The organism is Arthrobacter sp. D2-10 (assembly GCF_054161285.1).
Genome location: NZ_CP096431.1, coordinates 1544625 through 1569869, shown reverse-complemented (window position 1 = coordinate 1569869; position 25245 = coordinate 1544625). Strand labels below are relative to the sequence as shown.

Here is a 25245-nt window from a genome sequence, read left to right as displayed (position 1 = left end):
CCTGGACCAGCCTCGACGTTCAGCGTCGAAGTTTAGGCGTCGAAGTTCAGGCGTCGATACGCTCGCGGTCCAGGGAGGCAGCACCTGCGACGATGAAGTCCTTGCGCGGCGCAACGTCGCTGCCCATCAGCAGATCGAACACACGCTCTGCTGCCTCAGCTTCCTGAATCCGGACCCGCCGCAAAGTACGATGACGCGGATCCATGGTGGTCTCGGCGAGCTGCCCGGCATCCATCTCCCCCAGCCCCTTGTAGCGCTGGATCGGTTCCTTGTAGCGCTTGCCCTCACGCTCAAGGGCGGCCAGCAGCCGGTGCAGTTCCTGGTCGGAGTAGGTGTAGACGGTCTCGTTCGCCTTGCTGCCGGGATTGAGAATCTCAACCCGATGCAGGGGCGGAACGGCCGCGAAAACACGCCCGGCGTCCACCAGCGGCCGCATATAGCGGAAGAACAGCGTCAGTAGAAGGGTGCGGATATGCGCACCGTCGACGTCGGCGTCCGTCATCAGAATGACTTTGCCGTAGCGTGCCGCCTCCAGCTGGAAGCTACGGCCGGAGCCCGCTCCGACCACCTGGATGAGCGCGGCACATTCGGCGTTCGAGAGCATGTCGCCGACCGATGCCTTCTGAACGTTCAAGATTTTCCCGCGGATAGGCAGGAGTGCCTGATAGTCGGAGGAACGCGCGAGCTTGGCAGTGCCCAGCGCGCTGTCGCCCTCAACGATGAAAAGCTCGGAACGCTCGGCGTCGTCGATGCGGCAGTCAGCGAGCTTCGTAGGCATGGAGGAGGTCTCCAGCGCGTTCTTGCGGCGCTGTGTTTCCTTGTGCACGCGCGCGGAGACGCGTGACTTCATCTCGGCGACGACCTTCTCCAGCAGCAACGCGGACTGCGCCTTGTCGGCACGGGCCGACGACGTGAGCTTGGCGAGGATCTGGGTTTCGACGACCTTCGCGACGATGGCACGGACGGCGGACGTTCCGAGGATCTCCTTCGTCTGGCCTTCGAACTGGGGCTCGGCCAGCCGTACCGTCAGGACGGCGGTAAGTCCGGCGAAGACGTCGTCCTTCTCCAGCTTGTCGTTGCCCGCCTTGAGCTTGCGCGCGTTGGTCTCGACGACCTTCCGGAAGGTCTTCAGGAGGGCCTGCTCGAAGCCCGCCTGATGCGTTCCGCCCTTCGGAGTGGCGATGATGTTGACGTAACTCTTGACCGTCGTGTCGTATCCGATCCCCCAGCGCAGTGCGATATCCACCTCGCAGTCACGCTCCACTTCGGCGATCCGGCTGTGTCCCTGATCATCGAGAACCGGCACCGATTCCTTGAAGCGGCCCGATCCGTGAAGCCGCCACACATCGGTCACCGCGTGATCGATGGCGAGGAACTCAACGAACTCGGAGATACCGCCGTCGTGGTGAAAGACTTCTTCGACCACGCCGTCGGTGCCCGGCAGGCTCCGTTCGTCCCGCAGCGTGATCCGCAGACCCGGGACGAGGAACGAAGTCTGCCGTGCCCGTGCCTGCAGTTCCTCGTAGGAGAACTTTGCATCAGGCGTGAAGATCTGACGATCCGCCCAGTAACGGATCCTGGTTCCGGTAACTCCGCGCTTCGCGGTTCCGACCACCTCAAGCCGGGAACTGTCCACGAAGGGGGCGAACTTGGACGTCGGCAAGGGCTTGCGCTCGTCGGCGAAGCGCCCCGGCTCTCCCCTGCGGAAGGACATCTGGTAGGTCTTCCCACCGCGATCGACCTGTACGTCCAGACGCGCGGAGAGTGCATTCACCACGCTGGCGCCGACGCCATGCAGGCCGCCTGACGCGGTGTAGGACCCGCCGCCGAACTTGCCGCCGGCGTGGAGTTTCGTGAAGACCACCTCAACACCGCTGAGTCCCGTCTTCGGTTCAGCGTCGACGGGAATGCCGCGACCGTCGTCGTGCACTTCCACCGAACCGTCAGCGTGAAGGATGACCGTGATGCTCTGCCCGTGACCAGCCAGTGCCTCGTCGACAGAGTTGTCGATGATTTCCCACAGGCAATGCATGAGCCCACGCGAGTCTGTGGAACCGATGTACATGCCCGGGCGTTTGCGGACCGCCTCGAGTCCCTCAAGTACGGAAAGATGGCGGGCTGTGTATTCAGAGCTGGGGGCCACTTCCTGGGAAACTCCTTGGCATTGCGGTCAATCTCGGGGTGTTTCTGCGGCCGGGGGCGGCGCGCCTTCCCTAGCATATTCGCTTGTGCGCGGTGGGGACCGCAGGCGTGCCGGGCCCAACGGAAGCTCTCCGACCGCTCGCGCGAGCGTACGCGCTGAGCGAAAGCGGACCCAGCTTGCGAAGAAACGGCTCCGAATAGTGGTTATATGAACTACAGGAACCACTAAGGAGGCATCCATGACAACAGCTACAGCAACCCGCGAGCTGACCGCACTGCATCGTTGTGACCGGTGCGGAGCCCAGGCCTACGTGCGCGCAGTCCTTCAGTCCTCCGGTGGTGAGCTTCTTTTCTGCGGGCACCACGCGCGTGCTGTTGAGAGCACCCTCCGGCCGCAGACATCCGAATGGCAGGATGAGACTGCCCGGTTGACCGAAAAGGCCCCGAGCACGGTAGAGGCGTAAAGCGCTTCGGCTATCGGCCGATGGGCATCCCGAAGGACGCCTGACTGGAAAGCATTACAGACACGAAGAACCCCCTCCTCGGAGGGGGTTCTTCGTGTCTGTAACGATTGCTGGTGTCGCCCAGCGAGCAGTCCTAGTCCAGGTAGTCCCGGAGAACCTGGGACCGCGAGGGGTGGCGGAGCTTCGACATGGTCTTCGATTCGATCTGGCGGATCCGCTCACGGGTGACCCCGTAAACCTTGCCGATCTCGTCGAGGGTCTTGGGCTGGCCGTCCGTGAGCCCGAAGCGCATGGCTACAACACCGGCCTCACGCTCCGAGAGAGTGTCCAGAACGGAGTGGAGCTGTTCCTGCAGCAGGGTGAAGCTTACGGCGTCCGCAGGAACAACAGCTTCGGAATCCTCGATCAGGTCACCGAACTCGGAGTCGCCGTCTTCGCCCAGCGGGGTGTGCAGTGAGATGGGCTCTCGACCGTACTTTTGGACCTCCACGACCTTCTCAGGGGTCATGTCCAACTCCAGGGCCAGTTCCTCCGGAGTCGGTTCCCGCCCAAGGTCCTGAAGCATCTGGCGCTGCACGCGAGCAAGCTTGTTGATGACCTCCACCATGTGCACCGGAATGCGGATGGTGCGGGCCTGGTCTGCCATGGCACGGGTGATCGCCTGGCGGATCCACCAAGTCGCGTAGGTGGAGAACTTGAAGCCCTTGGTGTAGTCGAACTTCTCAACGGCGCGAATGAGGCCGAGGTTGCCTTCCTGGATCAGGTCCAGGAAGAGCATGCCGCGACCGGTGTAGCGCTTGGCAAGCGAGACGACAAGCCGGAGGTTTGCTTCCAGCAGGTGGTTCTTCGCGCGCTTTCCGTCGTGGATGACCCACTCGAGTTCGCGGCGCAGCTTCGGATCGATGTTCTCGTTGGCCGCCAACTTTTCTTCAGCGAAGAGCCCGGCCTCAATTCGCAGTGCAAGATCAACTTCCTGTTCTGCGTTGAGCAGAGCGACCTTGCCGATCTGCTTCAGGTAGTCCTTGACCGGGTCGGCAGTGGCTCCAGCGGAGACCACCTGCTGGGCCGGCGCGTCGTCGTCGTCAGCGTCCGAGTAGACGAAACCGCTGCCGGTAGGTGCTTCAGCAACCTCGGGTTCGGCGGTTTCAGTATCAGCGGTGCTCACATCCGCGGCGCTGGGCTCGATGTCCTGCTCCGGCAAATCCTCTTCGGGCGTGGCGTCAGCAGCCTTCGTGTTCACACTGCCCTCGTTGGCCGCGCGCTTGGCACCGCGCGCGGCACCTGCCTTCGACGCTGGTTTAGCAGCGGAAGCTTTGCGCTTGGTCGCAGTTGTACCGGGTTCTGATAACACCGGTGCTGTTGTCTTCTTGGCCGACACAGAGAACCTTTCATACGGCGGTTTGCGGCGCCGCCAAAGGGGGCAACACCACTATGACCCTGTCAAGTCCGTGTTTGATTTCAGACCTGTCAGCGGAATCTGTCGGTGAATACAACAGCTCCGCCGGTAGCACTATTCGGTGGGGATGATCAGTGGTGCGAACACCTACGTCCCGGGACTGCAGCGCTTAAATCTGAAACACGAACCCAACCGGGTCTAGGTTCCATTGTCGCACGCTTTGCGGACGCCACGTAATTCCTCTGCGCAACGAGCCTATTCAGGCGGCCCTCCAAGAATCGGAAGTCCAGGCGGTTTCCCGTCGCCGCGCCCAGGGAGCCAGGGATCCGGTCCCGACCAGGGCCAGAAGCAGTTCAGCCAACGTGTATCCCGGTGTCTCGTCGAGCGCCGCCTGCAGGTAGTGATGGGCTCGGGATCCCCTCCCGCGAGTCCACTCCAACCAGCCGAGAATGCTGAGCAGCGCCGATCTCGGCTTCCCCTGTGCCACCGCTGTGAGCCGAACGAACACCCGGTGGGCGGCATCCAGACGATTCCAGTCGGGGGTGCTCATCGTGGCCAGGAAAACGTCCCGGAAGAGCGCGCTTGGTCTTTCGTCACTGTGGCTTTGCGCGCTTGCTCCGCCTGCTGCTTCCTCTGCCGCAATGGCGCTCTTCAGATCATCGCATTCCTGGGGAAGTTGCACCTCTTCCGGATATGCCGGAAGAACAGAGCCATCGACAGCGGCGGCATAGGCAGCCGTTGCATCCGTCGCTGCCAGCACGATGAGGCTGTCCCGCACTGCGGCGCTCGTAAGACCGGCAAGGAGGAAGGCCGTCACCTCAGGTTCGTCGCCGGCGCTGCCGGCAGTGCCCCTGATCAACCCATCCCAGAGGGTCAGGCAATCACGGGCCAGGCTTGAGCTATCCCATTTGCCTGCCCACTTCTCGATGTAGGAGAAGGTCAGCCGATGCACTTCCTCATTGTCCACAGCATCGACGGTGCGCACCGCCGACTCCAGCGACTCGGCGTACGTGCTTCCCTGAAACACGAGCTCGGCGTTCAGCACGCTTTCGGTGATTGCGGTCAGGCGATGCCCGGGCCAGGGACAGCACGACTGCTCCTCGCAGAAGTAATCCCGCCAGTGACTGGAACTGACCAGCCATCCGTCCAGCAGGCTGAGCCCGGCAGCGTCAAGGACAAGATCCAGGCAGTGGACCAGCGGGGCGAAAGGCGGCGCAGCGGGCTCCATCCACGCCCTATCCGTGTAGATGACCATCAGCACACCGTCGGCGGCTGAATCGGACTGCAGATACTCGCAGACGGAATCGGCGTAATCGAGCGGATCTGCCTCCTCGCAGGGAAGATCCAGCCGCAGCGTGGCGCCGACGCGCTTGCCTGTCATGGTGAGGAACACCAGGCTCTCGCGGGGCTGGAAGCCCAGGATGTGCGGGACGTAACTGAGGATGTCCGCAGGAGTGCTGACTTTGATCGGTGCCTCGGAGTGGGATGCGCTTGATGTCATAGTTACGACTTTGATCCCGGCTGGAGGAGCAGGTCCGCTCTTCGATCTCTATGTGGGCAAGTTGCCCAAACTCCGTCGGTGTGGAGGAACAGTCGTCAGCTGCGGGCGTCGCGCCGTCGTCGAATCTCCCTCGCAATTGCCTGCCTGAGCGGCGGTACAACGATCGACTGGCGGGCAAGCTGCGCCCGCACGCGTCGGCGGACAATCAGGATCGCGGTGGTCCCGACTGCGAGCATTACGAACTGCACGGCGAAAGCGATCCTGAACGAGTCCAGGGCATAGAGATCGCCATTCGAAAAGCCGCTGGCCAGCAGCAGATCGAGAATGATCCCCACAGCGAACATGGTGAGGAGGGCAGCGGTGAAGCCTCCGATATTGACAATCCCGGTCGCTGTCCCAAGCCGGGACGCCGGGTTGAAGGTCCGCGCAAAGTCGAAGCCGATCATGGACCCGGGACCGCCCACCGCCAGTGTCACGACAAGGAACACCAGCAACCAAACCGGTGCGCGGCCCGGATAGGTCAGGACCACCAGCCATGCCAGGGCGGTGGCAGCGGTGATTGCAAGAACCATGGTCGACCGGCGCAGCGGATGCCGTGCGACATACACGCCCAGAAGAGGGCCACAGATCATGCCCACCACCACGAATAGCGTCATCAGCACCGAGGCGGTCGGGGCAGCAAGCTCCTGTGCACTCACCAGATAGGGGTAACCCCAGGTGAGCACGAAAACGGTACCCGAGAACTGCGTCGTGAAGTGGCACCAGAGGCCGAGCCTGGTTCCCGGCTGCTTCCAGGCCTCGGCGAGGGACACACCCGTCTGACGCAGCGTTACAGAGGAGCGTTTCTGACTTCCATCCGGGTGGTCGCGGATCACCGCCAGCGCAAGTACTGCTGCCAGAATCCCCAATCCTGCCGCCGAGAGGAAAGCCGCACTCCACCCAGCGAACTGCAGGACGGCGAGAAAGGGCACCACACTCAGGACCTGCCCCAGCTGGCCGAGAATCCCGGTGAGTTGCGTCAGCAGCGGGATGCGCTTCGTCTCGAACCAGGCAGGCAGCAGTCTCAGGACAGCGATGAAGGTCATGGCGTCACCTCCACCCACCAAAAGACGCCCGAAGATGCCGGCGGAGACGGACTCAGCAAATGCCAGTTGGCTCTGGCCGAGCGCCATCAGGAGGGCACCGGAGAAAATCAGGATGCGCGGACCGAAACGGTCCACCAGAACCCCGACCGGAATCTGCAATCCGGCGTAAACCACAAGCTGGGCCACCGTGAAGACAGCCAGTGCGGAGGCCGTTGCGTCGAAACGCTCGGTGGCCGCAATCCCTGCCACGCCGAAAGACGTGCGCTGGGTGACTGCTATCAGGTACGCCAGGACACCGGCGCACCAAACCAGCCAGGCCCGCCGGTTCATCCCATGTCCCGGATCAGTCCCCAGAAGGACCGCCTTCGCGGTCGACGGGGACACCGTCGGCTTCGGCATCCGGGTCGGCAGCCTGCTCCCCTGATCCGGCATTTGCATTCTCCCTGGCGGCATCCAACGTTTCAGCCAGCTCATCCGCTGCCCGTGGTCCGGCCAGGTAGGCCTCGACGGCGGCTCCAAGCTCTTCGGCACTGGCCAGTTCCATGTTCTGCTTGATCAGCAGCGACCGGCGGGAACCCTCTGCGTGCTCGTCGTAGCGCTTCTCCAGTGATGAAACGACGCCCTGAACCTCCGCAGAGTTGTCCACTTGGCGTGCAATCTGGCGGGCGACATCCCGCCCGGCTTCGCGCAACCGGTCCGTCGGGAGGACACGGCCGATCGACGCGCCCAGGTACTCCAGCGCCGTAACGGCGGCGGGGGGATACTCCGCTTCAGCCAGGTAGTGAGGGACGTGCACCACATAACCAACGACGTCGCGGCCCGCCTCCATGAGACGAAGCTCCAGAAGATGGCCGATCGAGGCCTGCAGCTCTGCGGTTGGCCTCCAGGCGCTACCCATTCCCTCGATGAGATCGCCACGGTTACCGTGAACCGTCACCCCGAGGGGCCGCGTGTGGGGAACCGGCATCGGAAGCGAGTGGACCCACGTCACCAGCGGAACCTCGAGCGCGCTAATCAACTGCCCGACGGCGGCACAGAACCTCTCCCACTGCAGGTCCGGTTCCATCCCGCTCAGGAGGAGGAAACGCTCCCCCAGCCCATCCTCGAGGACCTGCAGTTCCAGCGCTGGAGGCTGGTAGTCCCTCAGATGGTCCTCTTCGAAGGTGATGCGCGGTCTGCGGCTGCGGTAATCGATGAGCTGATCCGTATCAAACACGGCCAGTACCTCATGGTCCAGCGAGCCCAGCAGTTCGTCGCGCACCTGGGCAACCACGTGGCCTGCATCGACAAAGCCGGTAAAACCCGCAATCAGCGGCAGCCCCCGAAGTGAAGGATCATCACTGATTGAGTCGCTCACGTTGTACAGACTCTGCGGGTCCAACATCGATTCCTCCTCAGCTCAATTCCGGACGACTGCAGCGCACCCGCGCGGGTCTTCCCCGCTGCGGCGAAGCCCTGGCAGTCAACCCTAGTTGATAGCCCATTCCTCGTCCGGATATGTAACGTCGTCCCGGCTTCCCCCCATTCCCGCGCGCCCGCCCGTGGGATGCATGTCACAGGGTACGACTACGATCGGTAGCAACGGAGAACGCGTGACACAACCCGCACGCCCGTGCACCAACCCCAAGCTATTGGAAGCGAGGACGAACCTTCGTGAGCAACACCAGCGACATTCACCTGACCGCCGTCTCCCGGGACATCAAGAAGTCCGCATGCGAGGTCCTAGTGATCGGCACCGGCCAAAGCCCGGACGGCCCGGTACTCCTGGAGAATCCGCTCTCCGCGAAGTCGGCAAGGGCCCTGACCGACACCCTTCCCTCCCTGGGAGTCACCGGTGCCGCCGACGAGGTTCGCCGCTTCCCGGGATTGCCGGAAACTGGAGCGGACGTCCTGGTGCTGGTTGGAACGGGACGCACAACAGCCGGCACTCCCCTGTCTGATGAACAGCTCCGCCGTGCAGCAGGTTCCGCCGCCCGGCAGTTGAACGGAGTGGAAAGCATCGCCGTAGCACTCCCTGCCGCCACAGTCGATCAGGCTGCAGCAGTGGCCGAAGGCATCCTGCTCGGCAGGTACGCCTACACGGAGCACTACTCGGCATTCGGCGGCAGGGCACCCCGTCCGTCAGCCAAGACTCTTTCGCGGGTCACCATCCTGACGCCGGCTGCACAGGACCGCGGGCTTAAAGCGGCGTTCGACCGCGCGGAAGCAATCGGCCGAGGAGTTAACGTCACCCGCACCCTCGTCAACCAGCCCCCGAGCCACCTCTACCCGGAATCCTTCGCCCAGTTCGCCCGCGAACACGTCAAGGGACTGCCCGTGAAGGTGACGGTCCTGGACGAAAAGAAGCTTGAGAAGGACGGCTACGGCGGCATTCTCGGCGTCGGGAAGGGCTCGTCCCGTCCGCCACGGCTGGTCAAACTCGAATACACGCCTGCCAGATCGAAGATCAACCTTGCGCTTGTGGGCAAGGGCATCACCTTCGATTCAGGCGGACTTTCCCTCAAGCCCGGCGCGGGGATGCAGACAATGAAACTCGACATGGCGGGTGCCGCCGTCGTGCTTGCCGCGGTCACTGCGATCGCTCAGCTCGGCCTCCCGGTCAGCGTAAGCGGTTGGCTGTGCCTCGCGGAGAACATGCCGTCGGGAACCGCGCAGCGGCCCTCGGACGTGCTCACCACTTTCGGCGGCCGCACCGTCGAGGTACTGAATACCGACGCCGAGGGGCGGCTGGTGATGGCGGATGCACTGGCCGCAGCGAGTGCTGAGTACCCCGATGCGATCATCGATGTGGCCACCCTCACCGGCGCCCAGATGGTCGCGCTCGGCAAACGCGTGTCCGGAGTAATGGGCGACGACGGCGTCAGGGACGCAGTGAAAGCCGCGGCCGACCGCGTGGGCGAGCAGTTCTGGCCGATGCCTCTGCCGGAGGAGTTGCGTCCGAGCCTTGATTCGACGGTTGCTGACATTGCAAACGTCGGTGAGAAGTTCGGCGGCATGATGACCGCTGCTGTCTTCCTCCGGGAATTCGTCGGTGAAGTCGATGGCCAGAAGATTCCCTGGGCTCATCTCGACATCGCGGGTCCTGCATTCAATGAGGGCGGCGCCTACGGCTATACCCCCAAGGGCGCTACCGGTGTCGGAGTCCGCACGCTCCTGGCGTACGTCGAAGATGTCGTGGAGCGGGCACAGAAGCACGCTGCCTGAGTCGACCCGCGTAGAGGTGAGACTCGACACATAGGCGTGTGCTTCGCCCTTCACTAAGTGGCTGATGGTGTGATCTGGCGATAGGGTGAAGCCAGATCACACCAAGCATTCCGCCAGACATCAACCGACGCGCGTACTCAAGTGCGTCACCGATCACGCGAGGGAGCGTCCAAGTGGCCGATACGGCAACTGCGCAAGAATTCGACATCCTGGTACTGGGCGGAGGCAGCGGCGGTTACGCCGCCGCCCTTCGCGCCGTGCAGCTCGGCTTCACAGTCGGGCTCGTCGAGAAGGCCAAGCTCGGGGGCACGTGCCTTCACAATGGGTGCATCCCCACGAAGGCGCTTCTGCATTCGGCTGAAGTCGCCGACAGTGCGCGATCGGCCGAGAAGTACGGCATCAAGGCCACGTTCGAGTCGATCGACATGACCGCCGTGAATGCATACAAGGACGGCATCATCGCCGGCAAGTACAAGGGCCTGCAGGGGCTCATCAAGGCCAAGGGCATCACCGTCATCGAGGGTTCCGGCCGGTTGACCGGCCAGAACACCATCGAAGTGAACGGCACCACGTACACCGGCAAGAACATCGTTCTTGCAACCGGCTCGTACTCACGGTCGCTGCCCGGACTTGAAATCGGCGGCAAGGTCATCACCTCGGACCACGCACTCACCATGGACACGATCCCCTCCAGCGCCATCGTGCTTGGTGGCGGTGTGATCGGCTGTGAGTTCGCCTCCGTCTGGAAGTCCTTCGGCGTCGACGTCACCATCATTGAGGGCCTGCCATCCCTGGTTCCCAATGAGGACGCATCGATCGTCAAAAACCTCGAGCGTGCGTTCAAGAAGCGCGGCATCAAGTTTAACACCGGAACCTTCTTCGAGAAGGTCGAGCAGGATGACAACGGCGTCAAGGTCACCCTCGCGGATGGCAAGACCTTCGAAGCGGATCTCCTTCTTGTCGCTGTTGGCCGCGGCCCCGTCACTGCCGACCTCGGGTACGAAGAAGCCGGCCTTACCCTCGACCGCGGATTCGTGATCACCAATGAGCGTCTCCACACCGGCGTCGGAAACATCTACGCGGTCGGCGACATCGTTCCCGGACTCCAGCTTGCGCACCGCGGCTACCAGCAGGGAATCTTCGTTGCGGAAGAGATCGCCGGACTCAAGCCTGTCATCGTCGAAGATGTCAACATTCCCAAGGTCACCTACTGCGAGCCGGAAATCGCTTCCGTCGGCCTGACTGAAAAGGCCGCCAGGGACAAGCTGGGCGATGACCGCGTCGAAACCCAGGAATACAACCTTGCGGGTAACGGCAAGAGCTCAATTCTCGGTACCGGCGGCATCGTCAAGCTGGTTCGCGAGAAGGACGGCCCGGTGGTCGGCGTCCACATGATCGGCACCCGTATGGGTGAGCAGATCGGTGAGGCCCAGCTCATTGTGAACTGGGAAGCGTACCCGGAGGACGTAGCCCAACTGGTTCACGCACACCCGACCCAGAACGAGTCGCTGGGCGAAGCGCACCTTGCCCTGGCGGGCAAGCCGCTGCACGGCTGACGAACACTCGAGCGGTTGTTCGAAAACCGCACCAAGCTCCACACAAAGCATCACTGGCAACCTCAAACCGACCGGCTGATCCCGGTACCGGCGGTCGAAGGTAGAACGAACAAGGAGAACCGGACACCATGTCTGAATCCGTGAACTTGCCGGCCCTGGGCGAGAGCGTTACTGAGGGTACTGTTACCCGATGGCTCAAGCAGGTCGGCGACCGCGTTGAAGTCGACGAGCCGCTGCTCGAGGTATCGACGGACAAGGTCGACACAGAGATCCCATCCCCTATTGCGGGTGTCATCGAGGAGATCCTGGTCGCCGAGGACGAAACAGCCGAGGTAGGTGCTCCGCTCGTCAGGATCGGTGACGGCTCGGGCGGTTCGGACAGTTCGGAAGACGGCGGATCGGCAGAGCAGGCGCCGTCGGACGATGCTGCGACGCAGGATCAGCCGGGAGAAAGTGCAGCCCAGGACACTGAGGCTGCAGCCCCCGCAGCCACCGCAGCGGAGCAGGCTTCGGAGTCCGACGCCGGCACCAGCGGCGGACAGGGCACCGAAGTTACTCTGCCCGCTCTCGGCGAAAGCGTTACTGAAGGAACGGTTACGCGCTGGCTCAAGGCGGTCGGTGACGAGGTCGAAGTAGACGAGCCTCTCCTCGAGGTCTCCACCGACAAGGTAGACACAGAAATCCCTTCACCGGTCGCCGGAACGCTCCAGGAGATCCGGGTCAATGAGGACGAAACCGCGGAGGTCGGTTCTGTCCTCGCCGTTATCGGCTCAGGCAGTGCTGCTCCCGCTCAGGCGGAGCCTACGTCAGCCGAACCGGTAGCTGCGGCCCCTTCCACGGAGCGCGAGGAGCCGGCCGCTGAGCCGGCTGCTCAGAAGCAGGCGCAACCCGCACCTGCCGAAAGCGCCAAGCCTGCTCCTGCGCCGGCAGCGCCGAAGCCCACCGACTCGGCCGAGAAGGAAACGGCGGCCGGATCAGATTCCGTGTACGTCACTCCCCTTGTCCGCAAGCTCGCGAACCAGCATGGCGTTGACCTCGGCTCCATCAAGGGCACAGGTGTTGGTGGACGGATCCGCAAGCAGGACGTGCTTGAGGCTGCCGAGACCGCAAAGGCACCGCAGCAGGAAGTTCCGAGTGCGGCCGCACCTGCGGCTGCTGCGCCCTCGGCTCCCGCTGCCGCCCCCGCGGCTTCGAAGCTGCGCGGTACGGTCGAGAAGGCTCCCCGCATCCGCCAGACGATCGCCCGCCGCATGCGGGAATCGCTCGAGGTTTCAGCGCAGCTGACACAGGTCATTGAAGTTGATATGACCCGCGTGGCGCGGCTCCGCGCGAAGGCGAAGGACACCTTCCAGGCGCAGAATGGCGCGAAGCTGACCTTCCTGCCCTTCATCGCCAAGGCAGTAACCGAAGCGTTGAAGCAGCACGCCAAGCTCAACGCCTCGTTCGACGAGGATGCGAAGGAAGTCACCTACCACGACGCCGAGCACCTCGCCATTGCGGTGGACACCGAGAAGGGCTTGCTCGTTCCCGTTATCAACGATGCCGGAAACCTCAACCTCGCAGGTCTGGCCAAGAAGATTGCCGACGTCGGTGCACGCACCCGCAACGGCCAGATCGGCCCAGATGAACTCTCGGGCGGAACCTTCACCATCACCAACATTGGCTCGGTCGGAGCGCTTTTCGACACTCCGATCATCAACCAGCCTCAGGTCGGCATCCTTGGTACCGGTGCAATCGTCAAGCGCCCCGTGGTGATCACCGATGCCGATGGTGAAGACACCATTGCCATCCGCTCGATGATGTACCTCTGCCTCACCTACGATCACCGTCTGGTGGATGGAGCTGACGCCGGTAGGTTCCTGCAGTCACTGAAGTCCCGTCTTGAAGATGGTGCATTCGAGGCTGACCTCGGGCTGTAACCCACCTCATGCAGAAGGCAGCGTTCCGGTTTCTCGGGGCGCTGCCTTCTGTCATCAGGTTCTAGAAAGACTTCCCCGTCGAATACGGGGAAACACCGGACGTCCCGTCCGGTGCACATGATTCAACCATCGAACAGGAGAACTCATGGCTACCGTACGCTCAGCACACACCGTCTGGACCGGTGACCTGCCCACGGGCTCAGGTCAGGTATCGCTCGACACGTCCGGCCTCGGAACCTACGACGTCACGTGGAAGGCCCGGGCGGAGCAGGCTGAAGGCAAGACCAGCCCTGAGGAGCTCATCGCTGCGGCACATTCTGCGTGCTTCTCCATGGCTTTCAGCCACGCGCTGGGCGGAGAGGGCAAGACACCTGATCGAGTCGAGACGAAGGCGGAGGTGGACTTCCAGCCGGGAGAGGGCATCACCGCGATTCGGCTCACTCTCAAGGCATCTGTTCCGGGCCTGAGCGAGGAAGACTTCCAGCGCCTTGCTGATGAAGCAAAGACCGGGTGCCCTGTCTCCCAGGCTCTTGCAGCGGTGAAGAACATCTCGCTGGACGCCACCCTCGAGTCCTGACCTGCGCTTCCCCAGCTCTACAAGACGCCCCGGTCACCGTCAGGTGATCGGGGCGTCTTGTCTCTTCATTCAACACCCGTCCCGGTCAACGACCGGGACAGGCGCCCATACTCTCAGCGGCGGGGTGGAAGGGGCGCCGGTGCCAGCCGGGGATGATCCCTCCGGGCTGGAGGCACGTCCGTGGGAAGCTCTTCCAGCATTTCGCGCAGAATTCCCACGGCGTGCTCGAGTTGCGGATCTTCCTGCGCGGCGTATGCGTGCGGTGGGAAGGGCACCTCGATATCAGGATCCACCCCGTAGTTCTCCACGTCCCACTCGACGCCGCCTGTCATCCAGAAGGCATAGCGCGGCTGGGTTACCCCGGTACCGTCCGCGAGGCTGAACCGACCGTCGATTCCCACCACGCCGCCCCAAGTCCGTGTTCCGATGACCGGCCCGATTCCGCGGAGCTTCGCTACCTGGGTGATGATGTCACCGTCAGATCCGGCGAATTCATCCGTCAGGATCACCACAGGACCGCGCGGTGCATGCGCAGGATATGTCCCAGGCTGTTCCCCTCTGGGAAGAGACCAGGCGGTCACTTTGCGTCCGATGAGCTCTGCGACCAGTTGGGACGTGTGACCACCCCGGTTGCGCCTTACATCGATGATCAGACCATCCCGTGCGGTCTCCCGGTCCAGGTCCCGATGGAGCTGGGCCCAGCCTCGGGCCACCATGTCCGGGATGTGGAGATAGCCGAACCGCTCGTCCGAGGCTTCGTGGACAATCGACCTGTTCGCATTGACCCAGTTCTGATAGCGGAGCCGTTCCTCGCTCCGAAGCGGCACAACCGCGACCCTGCGTACCTCGGAGTGATCGCCGTCGTCATCGTGACGGGCGACGGTAAGCTCGACCGGGCGCCCGCCGGCTCCGGTGAGCAGAACGGCCGGACCCAATTCGGGCGGAACGGGAACGCCGTCGACGGCTTGGATAATATCTCCGGGCTCCACGGCCACTCCGGGGGCCGCTAGCGGCGCTGCCGCCTGCGGGTCTGACGACTCGCCGGCGAAGATGCGGTCCACTCGCCAGCCCCGTTCAGACCTACTGAGCTCGGCGCCCAGGAAACCCTGCGCTCCGGCGCCCGGCTCACTGGCCAGGGCAGGCGTGACGTAGGCATGCGAGGTGCCAAGTTCCCCGTGAAGCTCCCACAGTAGGTCCACGAGGTCGTCGTGGGATCCGATACGGTCCAGCAGCGGCCGGTAGCGGTCCCGTACGCCCACCCAGTCCAGACCGCCCATGTCTTCGGCCCAAAAGAAATCGCGCTGGAGACGCCAGGCGTCCTCGAAGGCCTGGCGCCATACACTCGGAGGATCGAGGAGGACACGGATACGGTTGAGTTCAACCGTCACCCGCTCCGTCGAATCCGGATCGGCCGGGCCGGATGTGGGGACAGCGGTGACCGCGCCGGCCCGGATGACTACGGCCCGCTTGCCGTCGCCGCTGACCTCAAAAGAGTCCACTTCCTGCACCAGTGTGGCCGTCTCCCGCTTGAGCATGTCGAATCGCTCCAGCCGCTTCGCCGGCTCCTTGGTGTCGGTGGTGGCACGGCCGTCACCGGTAGTCCCCACGGTGTCCGCAGCCAGCCACAGCAGTGAGTTATCGGCAGTGCGCAGGCCCTCATACGAACCCTGCGGCACAGGCACCGGGATGATCCGCTCCCCGATCCGTTCCGCTGCAACGTCTACGGTCGTCTTGGCGCCGTCTTTCTCCTCAGCGGGCGCCGGACGGTCGTGCACTGCCGGCCCGAAAGGGGAGGCCGTGCCCGCAGCCAATGCAACCAGGAATGGCTTGGTCGAGGCCGGGAAGCTCAGGTCGAATCGGTGGGTGTCGTATACCGGGTCAAAGCTTCGGTCCGAGAGGAAGGCGAGAAAGCGGCCATCGGGAGTGAACGACGGCGCATGGTCGCGGAAGCGTCCGTCCGTCACGTCGAGGATCTCAGCGTCACGTGCTGCCCGTGCCAGCCGGATGCGCGTACGGGCGCCTTCTCCGGTGACAGGTTCTGCCCAGACCAGCCAGGCTGAATCAGGTGAGAAAGCGAGATCGTCGATCGCACCGTGAGGCGTCGTTGAGAGGGTGAAGAAGCCCTCGCTTCCCACCTCATGAATGAGAATCTGTCCCATCTCACCGGCGACCGCAATGACTTTGCCGTCCGGGCTTACCGCGAGATTGCTTGCCCTGAACGGTCCGCCGAAATCGACGCGGGACAGCGCCTCGCTGCCCGCAGAATCCTGCGCGACGACGATGGCCGCGTCCGGCGTTGCGGTCTCCGCGGTTTCAGCTGCCGACGCTGTCTCGCGCGGTGAGCTAGACCCGTCCGGGAGCGTCGCGGGCACCGGCGCGGGCAAGGAATGGTCCGCGGTTTCAGTTTCTGGAAGGGAGGGACCGCTTGCGACGGGCAGGTCGACGTCGAACACGTTGCGGATGTACAGCGCTTCCTCGCCGTCGTGGTCGGCAACATAGGCCACATGATCGTCACCAACCGGGCGGCCGAGGCGCGCCCGCACTCCTGCGGTGGCATCCACCACCCGCGATGGGCCATCGCGGTGTGTAAGCAGGTGAAGCGTACCGTGCGATTCGATGACGCTCGCCCGCCCATCTGTGACTGGTACGGCCGCGGCAAGGTGACGCGAAACGTTGAGCGGTTGGGGACGCCGCCCCGTGGAAGCCGAACCGAGAGTGATGTCGAGGGCGCGCGCTTCGCTATCGAGACCGTCAAGGAGCCAGAGTGTCCCGGCTGACTCGTAGACGACCCGACTTCCATCGGTGCTGGCATGCCGAGCATAAAATTCTTCGTGATCGGTGTGCCGCCGAAGATCCTCACCGTTCGCCGTCACTGAGTACAGGTTGCCGTAGCCCTCGTGATCTGACAGGAAGGCAAGGCGACCGCCGACCCACATCGGGTCGGCGAGGTTTCCGTCGAGATCGGGAAGGAAGCGGCTGAAATCACCGGATCCGTCCAGGTCGATCCAGAGCTTGCCTGCTGTCCCACCGCGGTAGCGCTTCCACCAGGCTTGCTCACGGGTCATGACGCTGCCGATGACAACTGGCCGCTCGTCTCCGACAGCTTCTCCGTGGACAATGGCGTCGAGCGGTCCGTACGGTACGACGGCGGCCGGGGATCCGTCCGTGGGGAGGGTGTACGCCCAGGTGTGCCGGGGGTCTTCGTGGCGGAAGGCGCTTGTCGCGATGATTCGGCCGTCAGACGTATACCCCTTGACGCGCGTGCTTTGGTGCCCCCAGTAGGTCAAGCGGCGGAAGTTTCCACCGTCAGTATCTGCTGCTACCACCTCAGGCGCGGCACCCTGGATTACCGTCCAGGCGATGGTGGAACCGTCGGGCGAGAACCTCGGATTACGGACCGGTTGCTGGAGTGCAGATATTCGCCATGCGCGGCCGCCGGACAACGGAGCAACCCAGATGTCGTTCTCTGCTGCGAACGTGAGGAGATCTCCGGACAGGTGCGGATAGCGCAGGTAATGAGAGGGAGCCATTGTCCGATCATAGCCACACAGGAGGACGCCTTTCAGACTGCGCCGGCCGTGTGTACGCTGTCGATTTTCCATACGTCCGCTTCCTTCATCAGGACGAAGACGAGCTCCTGCGGTGTCGAATCAGGTACTGTGCGCACTGCCGACCCGGACGTGTCAGTCTCGCTGTAGCCGGACATGACTACGGTCGCAGTAACCGCTGCAGCCCCCTCCGGGATTTCAAGGGCGTCCGTCAGAAAAGCTCCCTCAACCCGGATACTCAGCCCGCTGAACACAAGGCCCTGCTCCTGCAAACCCGCTACGAGGACGCGATCCGCGTCCATAGCCTCCGAAGCGCGGATATTCACGTGTGAGAGCAGGTCGGTATCGGCGGACGTCAAAGCCATCGCCCTCACTCCTGCCAGCGCCGGCAGGACTTTGGCCGGATCTGCGTCCGACAGCCGCGCCTGCATCTCAGCGGACAAGACGGAGGCCGGCGCGGGCGCGGCCGGAGCGGTCTCCGTCTCGGTGCCCTCTCCCTGCTGCGCCTTGGCTCCGGATTCTTCGACCCCTTGGCTCGAGGCGATCCCGACCGTGAGAGGTGCCGGATCCGGTTCGCTGGTGCCGGTGCTGATCCCACCGAGGAAGTGCTGACCGGCCATCATTGATCCGAGAAGCACAAGCACAGCGGCAGTTGTTTGGGGTACCGCTGACTTCCACTTAGGCTCCGGGCGATCGGGTTGCCTGCGTCGACGACCTCTCGGTTCGGCCAGCCGCGCTCGCTTCTTCCTCCGCGAGGTTGCCTTCCCGGGGCGTAAGCTTCCAAGCACTGCAGCAAGCCGGGGGCGAGGAGCAGTTGCCGGGATATCGGCAGGGCGCCGGGTGAGCAACTGCGGAAGCACGGAAGGGTGCACGGCGGCCACCAGGTCAAGCGGCCGAGGGACACCGGAACGCAGGACGGTTTCCGCGAATTCGGCAGCTGAGGGCCGGGCCGTCCACTCGGTCTCCAACCCAGATTCGAGTATCTGGAGCAGCTCGGAAGAAACCTCGGGCACCAGCAGGGAAAGTGGAACCCTATCCTTCGTCTGCCCGGGAGGATTGCCGGTGAGCGAGTACCAGCCAAGCGCCGCCAATGAGTACACATCGGCTGCGGCCGCGGGAGGCCCTATTTCTCCGCTGCGAGTCTCCGAAAACCCTGCGGTACCGGCGGCTCCTAAGTACTTCTCGCCGAGCAGGCGAGCTGCCCCTAGGTCACCGATCAGCGGCTTCCCTTCTGCGGTGAACAGCACATTCCCGGGCGACAGGTCTCCGTGATGAACCGACGACGAATGCAGGTGGGCCACGGCCTGCGCGATGGGAGCCAGGACGGTGATGCATTCCCCGGGGCTGAGGCGCCCACGTGCAGTCACCAGATTGAGAAGGGAGCCGCCCGCCGCGTAATCGGTCATCAACCCCGGCCCCTGGTCCGTGGAGACGACGGCATGCAGGCCAAGCAGGTGCGGATGTTCCAGCGAGCCCAGGACAGTGCTCTCCCTGCGCAACTGTGCCAGGAGTTCGTTGCTGGTGTTCCGGCCGTGTTCTCCCCCCGGTGCGTATGCGGGAAACACCTTGAGCGCTCTTGCCACTCCGGTCTGCCGCTCCTCGAGCAGCCAGACATTTGCATTTCCTCCCGTTCCGAGCAATCTTCCGGTACGGTAACCGTCCACGGCCGGGGGCGTATCCGGGCAGGCGTTGTTCCGGGAAACCACATCCTGGTCCGCCGCAGTCTGGCGAAGGAAATTGTCCATGGTCGCCATTCTTGGCTATTTCTTTCCGGCGTCCGTAAGTTATCCACAACCGGCCGGTACCCGCGAATGGGAGATCGTCACTGCCCGGGTCTACCCTTGAGGCATGACGCTGGAGTTCTCACGAATCGGATTCGACCCCCACTTCGTCGATTACCTCGAAGGATGGGACCGCCAGAAGGCACTGCACGAGTCAGTTGTTGCCGGGTCCTCGCCGAGTACCGTCCTGCTGCTGGAGCACGCGGCCGTGTACACCGCGGGCAAGCGAACCGAGGATCATGAGAAACCATTTGACGGTACGCCCGTGGTGCCCGTTGACCGTGGAGGGAAACTGACCTGGCACGGGCCAGGGCAATTGGTCGGTTATCCCATCCTCGCCCTTCCCGAACCAACCCGTGTGGCGGACTACGTCGGAATTTTGGAAGACGTTATCATCGCAGTCCTGCTGGATTATGGGATTTCGGGGGTACGAATCGAGGGGCGATCCGGCGTTTGGTTGCAGGCTGACGAACGGGGGCCGGCCAGGAAGATCGCTGCCATCGGCATCCGGATCAATCGGCGAGTCACCATGCACGGGTTCGCTATCAATTGCAGCAACGATCTGTCGCCGTTCGCCCAGATTGTTCCGTGCGGGATCACCGATGCTGGTGTAACGAGCATTTCCCAGGAACTTGGCCGCTCAGTTACACCCGCGGACATCGTTTCCCGTATCGAAGAAGAACTGAGTAAGAATGAGGGGTCTCTGGTCCTTGATGCCGAGGGCGCTCTCCCCGTACCCGAGACAGTGAAGGCCGGCAGCAACGACCGGCCGGAAGGAGTTCTACTGTGAGTCTGGCCCCCGAGGGACGACGACTGCTGCGCGTCGAGGCACGGAACGCCGCTGTTCCAGTGGAGCGCAAACCGGACTGGATCAAAGCCAAGGTGAACATCGGTCCCGAGTTCGTTGGGATGAAGAACCTGGTGAAAAAGGAGGGCCTGCACACCGTCTGTGAAGAAGCAGGATGCCCCAACATCTTCGAATGCTGGGAAGACAGGGAGGCCACCTTCCTCATCGGTGGTTCGGAATGCACGCGCCGGTGCGACTTCTGCCAGATCGACACCGGACGGCCCGCACCTCTAGACCGGAGCGAGCCGTTCAAGGTTGCGCAATCCGTCCAGTCCATGAACCTGCGGTACGCAACAGTAACCGGAGTGGCACGGGATGACCTCGAGGACGAGGGGGTATGGCTTTACGCTGAGACGATTCGCCAGATCCACTCGCTCAACCCAGGGACCGGCGTCGAGATTCTGATCCCGGATTTCTCGGGGAAGCCGGAACACATCATGGGGATCTGCGAAGCCAAACCCGAGGTCTTCGCGCACAACGTCGAAACTGTCCCACGCATTTTCAAGCGCATCCGGCCGGCGTTCCGATACGAGCGATCGCTGGACGTCATCACGCAGGGCCGCGATCAGGGCATGGTTACCAAGTCGAACCTGATCCTCGGAATGGGCGAGACCCGGGCGGAGATTTCAGAGGCCCTCCGGGATCTTCACGAAGCCGGCTGCGACTTGATCACCATCACGCAATACCTTCGCCCCAGTGAGCGGCACCTCCCGGTGGACCGTTGGGTCAAGCCGCAGGAATTCGTTGAGTTGCAGCAGGAGGCTGACGAGATCGGCTTCCTGGGCGTCATGAGTGGCCCGCTGGTCCGGTCTTCCTACCGCGCTGGCCGGCTGTGGGCCCGCGCCATGCGGAAGAAGGGTCTTGAGCTTCCTCCTGAGCTCGCACACATCGAGGATTCGGGCAGCACTCTGCAGGAAGCCTCCACCCTCATGGCGGGCTGATACACCTTCGCGGTTCACGCTCTTATCGGGCGCTCCGGCTTCGGCTGGGGCGCCCGATACGCGTTGGGCATCCCGTAGACTTAAGCCACTATGGCCAACAGCACTGACAACAGTTCCAACACTCCTTCTGACGCTGACGGATCGAGCGCACGGCGCCGCCTGTTTTCCCGCAAACCGAAGGCAGACAAGTCTTCGAAGAAGCCGGGAACAATGAAGCGCATCCGCGAAGTGTTCGCGATGACCCGCCGCAATGACCCAAACGTCGTTTGGATCATGCTTCTGGCGTTCCTGGCCGTAATTGCGGTGGGGCTGCTGATCGGACTGCTGATCAACAACGTGGTGACGATGCTTATCATCGCCGTTCCGCTCGCATTCCTCGCTGCTCTCTTCATTCTGTCGCGGAGAGCCGAACGCGCAGCCTTCGCGCAGATCGAGGGGAAGCCCGGTGCAGCGGGAGCTGCACTCAGTGTGCTGCGCCGCGGCTGGATCCTGAAGGATGAACCGGTAGCGGTCAACGCCCGCACCCAGGACGCCGTATTCCGCGCGATTGGGCGGCCGGGAATAGTCCTTGTTGCCGAGGGGCCCGTGAACCGTGTGAAGCAGCTCGTCAACGCGGAACGGGTCAAGATGAACCGGATCGTGCCCGGAGTGCCGGTTCACGTCGTACACGCGGGTCAGGGCGAAGGCCAGGTTCCCCTGCAGCGCATTTCGAAGACACTTCAGAAGATGAAGAAGAACCTGACCCGCCAGGAAGTGTCCGCGGTTGACAAGCGACTAAGCGCTCTCGGTGCCCGCATGCCCATCCCCAAGGGCGTCGATCCGTTCAAGGCGCGCCCGGACCGCAAGGCGATGCGCGGCCGATGAGATAAAAGCTGGTGCGCTCGATGCGCACCGGCTTTTGTTGTATCCGGGCCGACCTGATTCATCCGCACTGGATCGAACAGCCTAAATATCGAACAGCCTAGATACGGACAAGCAGGGTACCGACAGCGCGGTCATGCAAGCCGCGCTGATCCTCGTCGAAGACCACCGCGGGGATGACCAGGCAAATGAGCAGGGCGCGCAAAATGGCGGCGCCGAGCCCGGCTGCCCTGCCCTCAACATGCTGGACCTGCATACCGAAAGCCCTGTGACCGGCGCTGTATCCCAGCGTTCCCACCAAAAGCATCTGCTCGAGGGCGAAGATGCCGAGAGTGGCCAGACCGTCATAGTTGAAGAACGCGGCAGAGATCAGGCTGCAGAGCGCCCAATCGATAACCAGAGCTCCTAGTCTGCGCCCCGGACGCGCCACCGAACCGACGCCGTCCCTTGGCCTGCCCAGCCGCTGACCGGGCCAATGACCGTCTCCGCGGGAAGGCGGCCCTTCCAGCCATGAACTGATGTCTCTGCGGTCTACCACGGTTCAACTCTAACGTGCAGCCGAGACCCTCCCCACAGGAAACCCAGCCGGTGCGCCTCGGGGAATGACCGCCTCCGAGAAGCGGAAGCATTCGAGAGACCGATAGGGTGGGGTGTGAGCACGTGTGCGTGGCAACCGGCTTAAGTTACACGCCGGAAACATTTGCGACACCAGTGGGTAACTGCGCATTCATAGTGTGGAGGCTGTTGCGACCGCAGCAGGTAAAGCCTTGCGGCGTTTCCCCCGCGCTACCGGCCCCGGTCGCTCTCCCCGAAATATGCGTTAGGAGCATAACCCGATGTTCAAAAATGCGGACGAAGTCCTCAAGTACATCGCCGACGAAGATGTGAAGTTTGTCGACATCCGTTTCACCGATCTTCCGGGCGTGCAGCAGCACTTCAACGTCCCCGCGAAGTCCGTTGACGCTGACTTCTTTGTTCACGGCCAGCTGTTCGACGGTTCATCGATCCGCGGCTTCCAGGGTATTGCGGAATCCGACATGCAGCTGATTCCGGACGTCACCACCGCATTCATCGACCCCTTCCGGATCGAGAAGACTCTCGCACTGAACTTCTCCATCGTGAACCCCCGCACCGGCGATCCCTACCACCGGGACCCGCGCGGAGTTGCAGAACGCGCCGAAGCCTACCTGGCATCAACCGGTATCGCGGACACCGCCTTCTTTGCTCCGGAAGCCGAGTTCTACATCTTCGAGAACATCCAGTATGAATCCAGCCCCCAGGGCTCCTTCTACAAGGTTGATTCCATCGAGGCCCCGTGGAACACCGGCCGCGAGGAAGTTGGTGGAAACCTCGGCAACAAGACCCCGTTCAAGGGCGGCTACTTCCCCGTTGCACCGGTAGACAAGCAGGCCGACCTTCGTGACGCAATGTGTGTCGAGCTGGACGCGGTCGGCCTTGAGGTTGAGCGTTCGCACCACGAGGTCGGCGGTGCCGGACAGGCAGAGATCAACTACAAGTTCACCACCATGGTGCACGCGGCTGACGATCTGCAGAAGTTCAAGTACATCATCAAGAACGTTGCCAACGCCTGGGGGAAGTCTGCGACTTTCATGCCCAAGCCCATCTTCGGCGACAACGGTTCCGGCATGCACTGCCACCAGTCGCTATGGAGCAACGGCGAGCCGCTGTTCTACGACGAGCGCGGCTACGCAGGGCTCTCGGATCTTGCCCGCTGGTACATTGGCGGACTTCTCAAGCACGCTTCGGCGGTGCTCGCGTTCACCAACCCCACGGTCAACTCCTACCGTCGCCTGGTGAAGGGTTTCGAGGCACCGGTGAACATGGTGTACTCACAGGGCAACCGCTCCGCAGGTATCCGCATCCCGATCACGGGCTCCAACCCCAAAGCCAAGCGCATCGAATTCCGCGCTCCGGACCCGTCGTCGAACCCCTACCTGGCATTCGCTGCCCAGCTGATGGCCGGCCTTGACGGAATCAAGAACCGGATCGAGCCCGCTGACCCGATCGACAAGGACCTTTACGAGCTTCCCGCTGAGGAAGCAAAGGACATCCAGAAGGCTCCGGGGTCCCTCGAAGAAGCACTCCTCGCCCTGGAAGCCGACAATGAGTTCCTTCAGGCCGGCGGTGTCTTCACGCAGGACCTGATCGATACCTGGATCGCTTTCAAGCGTGAGGTGGAGATCGCGCCCCTCGCCGCACGTCCGAACCCTTACGAGTTCGAGCTGTACTACGGCGTCTAGCTAGATCACGCGGAAAAAGCGGGTTTAGTCCGCGCATAGTCCGCAGAATCACCGGGACATCAGAACCAAGGGACCTCTCATATCACGAGAGGTCCCTTGGTTTTTCTCGGCAGGGGCGAGTTCCTCCTACGGTCGACAAAAAGGCAAAGTATGCTCGTTCCGTGACTTCCCGGGGACCCGTCCATCAACAACCTTCTGTCCAACCCATGCGAAAACTACGCTCCCTCTGGTGGGACTTTGCACGAACCTGCTCCCTCAACGGGCCCTGGGCGGCGGCGGCGCCTTGGGTGGGCACGCTCGCAGGGAGTCTTGTTATTTCGGGAGCCGCTGGCAACGTACTGCTAGTTCTCATCGGAGCAGCCGCAGCCGCCGCAGGGGTGCTGCCAGTGATCGCCGGCGGTGCGTGGACGACGCGAGACCAATCCCGTGAGGATTTGTACGAGGCTAGGGAACGCAAGGTGGTGCAATACGCTGCTTCACGCCTCCAGGACTTAGCCTCGCTGTCGCGCCAGCCCCGTGCAGAACGAGTCATAGGGATGGAAACCGCAATCTCAGAATCGGTGGGTCATCTTCTGGATGAGATATATGGTGCCGACGCGGAGTTGCGGGTTGTTGTGTACGGCCTCTCGGAGGACGGCAGTAGCCTCACGGTATTACATGAGGAAGGAAGGTCGGATCCAGCAAACGTGGTAGTTCGCAATTCCACTAGGGGTGAGAGCGTTTTCGCGCTAATTGAGGGCGCCGAAGAGTTCGAGTTGCAGCAGGAGATCCTTGATGACCGCGGCTATAGGTCCTTTGTCGCTGTACCGATTCGCTCAACAGACGAGGCATACGGCATGCTTTCGCTGGATCACACGTCACCCAGTGGGGTGGAACGACGCGACGGTGATCTCCTGACGGTACTGGCATCGATGTTGTCCGTATACTTCGCTGAGGCAAAACGGGGAAAGCACGGCAAATCCGATACAGTTAACGAAGACAAGGGAGGGATCTAAATGGGATCAATCAAGCTTGCTCCTCACGTTGTGAAGGCTCGCGAAGAGGCTCGGAAAGTTCGTGAGCGAAAGTCTATGGACGAAGTTGTCAAAGAGATCCGGCTAGAACGAAAGACGCGTGACAAGTCACTCATCGAGATGATGTCCCGCAAGAAGTGACTCAGATG

At 62.8% G+C, this 25245-nt stretch carries 18 protein-coding genes; 10 read left to right on the top strand and 8 right to left on the bottom strand.

Going from position 1 to position 25245, the window contains the following annotated elements; all coding sequences use genetic code 11:
• Nucleotides 1-46: 46 nt before the first annotated feature.
• Nucleotides 47-2143 (bottom strand): DNA gyrase/topoisomerase IV subunit B, encoded by a 2097-nt coding sequence (locus M1D74_RS07320; RefSeq protein ID WP_309071345.1) that lies wholly within the window; start codon nt 2141-2143, stop codon nt 47-49.
• A 238-nt stretch (nt 2144-2381) separates the two neighbouring features.
• Between M1D74_RS07320 and M1D74_RS07315 the strand changes: the two genes are divergently transcribed.
• Nucleotides 2382-2606, top strand: coding sequence for a DUF7455 domain-containing protein (locus M1D74_RS07315; protein WP_309071344.1), 225 nt, complete (start codon nt 2382-2384; stop codon nt 2604-2606).
• A gap of 133 nt (nt 2607-2739) precedes the next feature.
• On the opposite strand, the gene M1D74_RS07310 is transcribed toward M1D74_RS07315, so the two are convergent.
• The 4 genes from M1D74_RS07310 to M1D74_RS07295 all read right to left on the bottom strand — a co-directional run bounded on the left by M1D74_RS07310 (nt 2740) and on the right by M1D74_RS07295 (nt 7972).
• Nucleotides 2740-3984: an RNA polymerase sigma factor gene (locus M1D74_RS07310; RefSeq protein ID WP_309071343.1), complete on the bottom strand. Its 1245-nt coding sequence runs from the start codon at nt 3982-3984 to the stop codon at nt 2740-2742.
• A gap of 277 nt (nt 3985-4261) precedes the next feature.
• Complete coding sequence (locus M1D74_RS07305; RefSeq protein WP_458117000.1) at nt 4262-5503, bottom strand: DUF4192 domain-containing protein; 1242 nt, start codon at nt 5501-5503, stop codon at nt 4262-4264.
• A gap of 95 nt (nt 5504-5598) precedes the next feature.
• Nucleotides 5599-6918 carry an MFS transporter gene (locus M1D74_RS07300; protein WP_309071341.1) on the bottom strand — a complete coding sequence of 440 codons (1320 nt, stop codon included), beginning with the start codon at nt 6916-6918 and terminating at the stop codon, nt 5599-5601.
• A gap of 13 nt (nt 6919-6931) precedes the next feature.
• Nucleotides 6932-7972, bottom strand: coding sequence for a proteasome assembly chaperone family protein (locus tag M1D74_RS07295; protein ID WP_309123772.1), 1041 nt, complete (start codon nt 7970-7972; stop codon nt 6932-6934).
• Between the two features lie 269 nt (nt 7973-8241).
• Here M1D74_RS07295 and M1D74_RS07290 point away from each other — a divergent pair, with 269 nt between their 5' ends.
• From M1D74_RS07290 to M1D74_RS07275, 4 genes are all read left to right on the top strand, one after another.
• On the top strand, nt 8242-9792 hold the full coding sequence (locus tag M1D74_RS07290; protein ID WP_458116999.1) for a leucyl aminopeptidase: 1551 nt from the start codon (nt 8242-8244) through the stop codon (nt 9790-9792).
• A gap of 173 nt (nt 9793-9965) precedes the next feature.
• Entirely contained in the window at nt 9966-11348 is a 1383-nt protein-coding gene (gene lpdA, locus M1D74_RS07285; RefSeq protein WP_309071272.1) for a dihydrolipoyl dehydrogenase, read from the top strand.
• Between the two features lie 128 nt (nt 11349-11476).
• Nucleotides 11477-13267, top strand: coding sequence for a 2-oxoglutarate dehydrogenase, E2 component, dihydrolipoamide succinyltransferase (sucB, locus tag M1D74_RS07280; protein ID WP_458116998.1), 1791 nt, complete (start codon nt 11477-11479; stop codon nt 13265-13267).
• A 145-nt stretch (nt 13268-13412) separates the two neighbouring features.
• Nucleotides 13413-13844, top strand: coding sequence for an OsmC family protein (locus M1D74_RS07275; RefSeq protein ID WP_309071270.1), 432 nt, complete (start codon nt 13413-13415; stop codon nt 13842-13844).
• A 113-nt stretch (nt 13845-13957) separates the two neighbouring features.
• Here the strand turns inward: M1D74_RS07275 and M1D74_RS07270 are convergent, their stop codons facing one another.
• Together M1D74_RS07270 and M1D74_RS07265 are read right to left on the bottom strand one after the other, a co-directional pair.
• Nucleotides 13958-17374 (bottom strand): S41 family peptidase, encoded by a 3417-nt coding sequence (locus M1D74_RS07270; protein ID WP_458116997.1) that lies wholly within the window; start codon nt 17372-17374, stop codon nt 13958-13960.
• 32 nt (nt 17375-17406) lie between these two features.
• Nucleotides 17407-19137: a serine/threonine protein kinase gene (locus tag M1D74_RS07265; RefSeq protein ID WP_309071268.1), complete on the bottom strand. Its 1731-nt coding sequence runs from the start codon at nt 19135-19137 to the stop codon at nt 17407-17409.
• A gap of 103 nt (nt 19138-19240) precedes the next feature.
• On the opposite strand from M1D74_RS07265, the gene lipB reads away from it, so the two are divergent.
• The 3 genes from lipB to M1D74_RS07250 all read left to right on the top strand — a co-directional run bounded on the left by lipB (nt 19241) and on the right by M1D74_RS07250 (nt 21825).
• Nucleotides 19241-19963, top strand: a complete 723-nt coding sequence (gene lipB / locus M1D74_RS07260) for a lipoyl(octanoyl) transferase LipB (protein WP_309071267.1) — start codon at nt 19241-19243, stop codon at nt 19961-19963.
• Complete coding sequence (gene lipA, locus M1D74_RS07255; RefSeq protein WP_309071266.1) at nt 19960-20961, top strand: lipoyl synthase; 1002 nt, start codon at nt 19960-19962, stop codon at nt 20959-20961. Before lipB ends, lipA begins: the two co-directional genes overlap by 4 nt.
• Nucleotides 20962-21051: 90 nt before the next feature.
• Nucleotides 21052-21825, top strand: coding sequence for a DUF4191 domain-containing protein (locus M1D74_RS07250; RefSeq protein WP_458116996.1), 774 nt, complete (start codon nt 21052-21054; stop codon nt 21823-21825).
• Nucleotides 21826-21922: 97 nt separating this feature from the next.
• Here M1D74_RS07250 and M1D74_RS07245 read toward each other — a convergent pair whose 3' ends face one another.
• The gene (locus M1D74_RS07245) at nt 21923-22360 is read right to left on the bottom strand and encodes an RDD family protein (protein WP_458116995.1); all 438 of its coding nucleotides are present in this window, start codon (nt 22358-22360) and stop codon (nt 21923-21925) included.
• 298 nt (nt 22361-22658) lie between these two features.
• Between M1D74_RS07245 and glnA the strand changes: the two genes are divergently transcribed.
• Together glnA and M1D74_RS07235 are read left to right on the top strand one after the other, a co-directional pair.
• Complete coding sequence (gene glnA / locus M1D74_RS07240; protein ID WP_309071263.1) at nt 22659-24083, top strand: type I glutamate--ammonia ligase; 1425 nt, start codon at nt 22659-22661, stop codon at nt 24081-24083.
• Nucleotides 24084-24370: 287 nt separating this feature from the next.
• Nucleotides 24371-25078, top strand: a complete 708-nt coding sequence (locus M1D74_RS07235; RefSeq protein WP_458116994.1) for a GAF domain-containing protein — start codon at nt 24371-24373, stop codon at nt 25076-25078.
• The last annotated feature ends 167 nt before the right edge of the window (nt 25079-25245 follow it).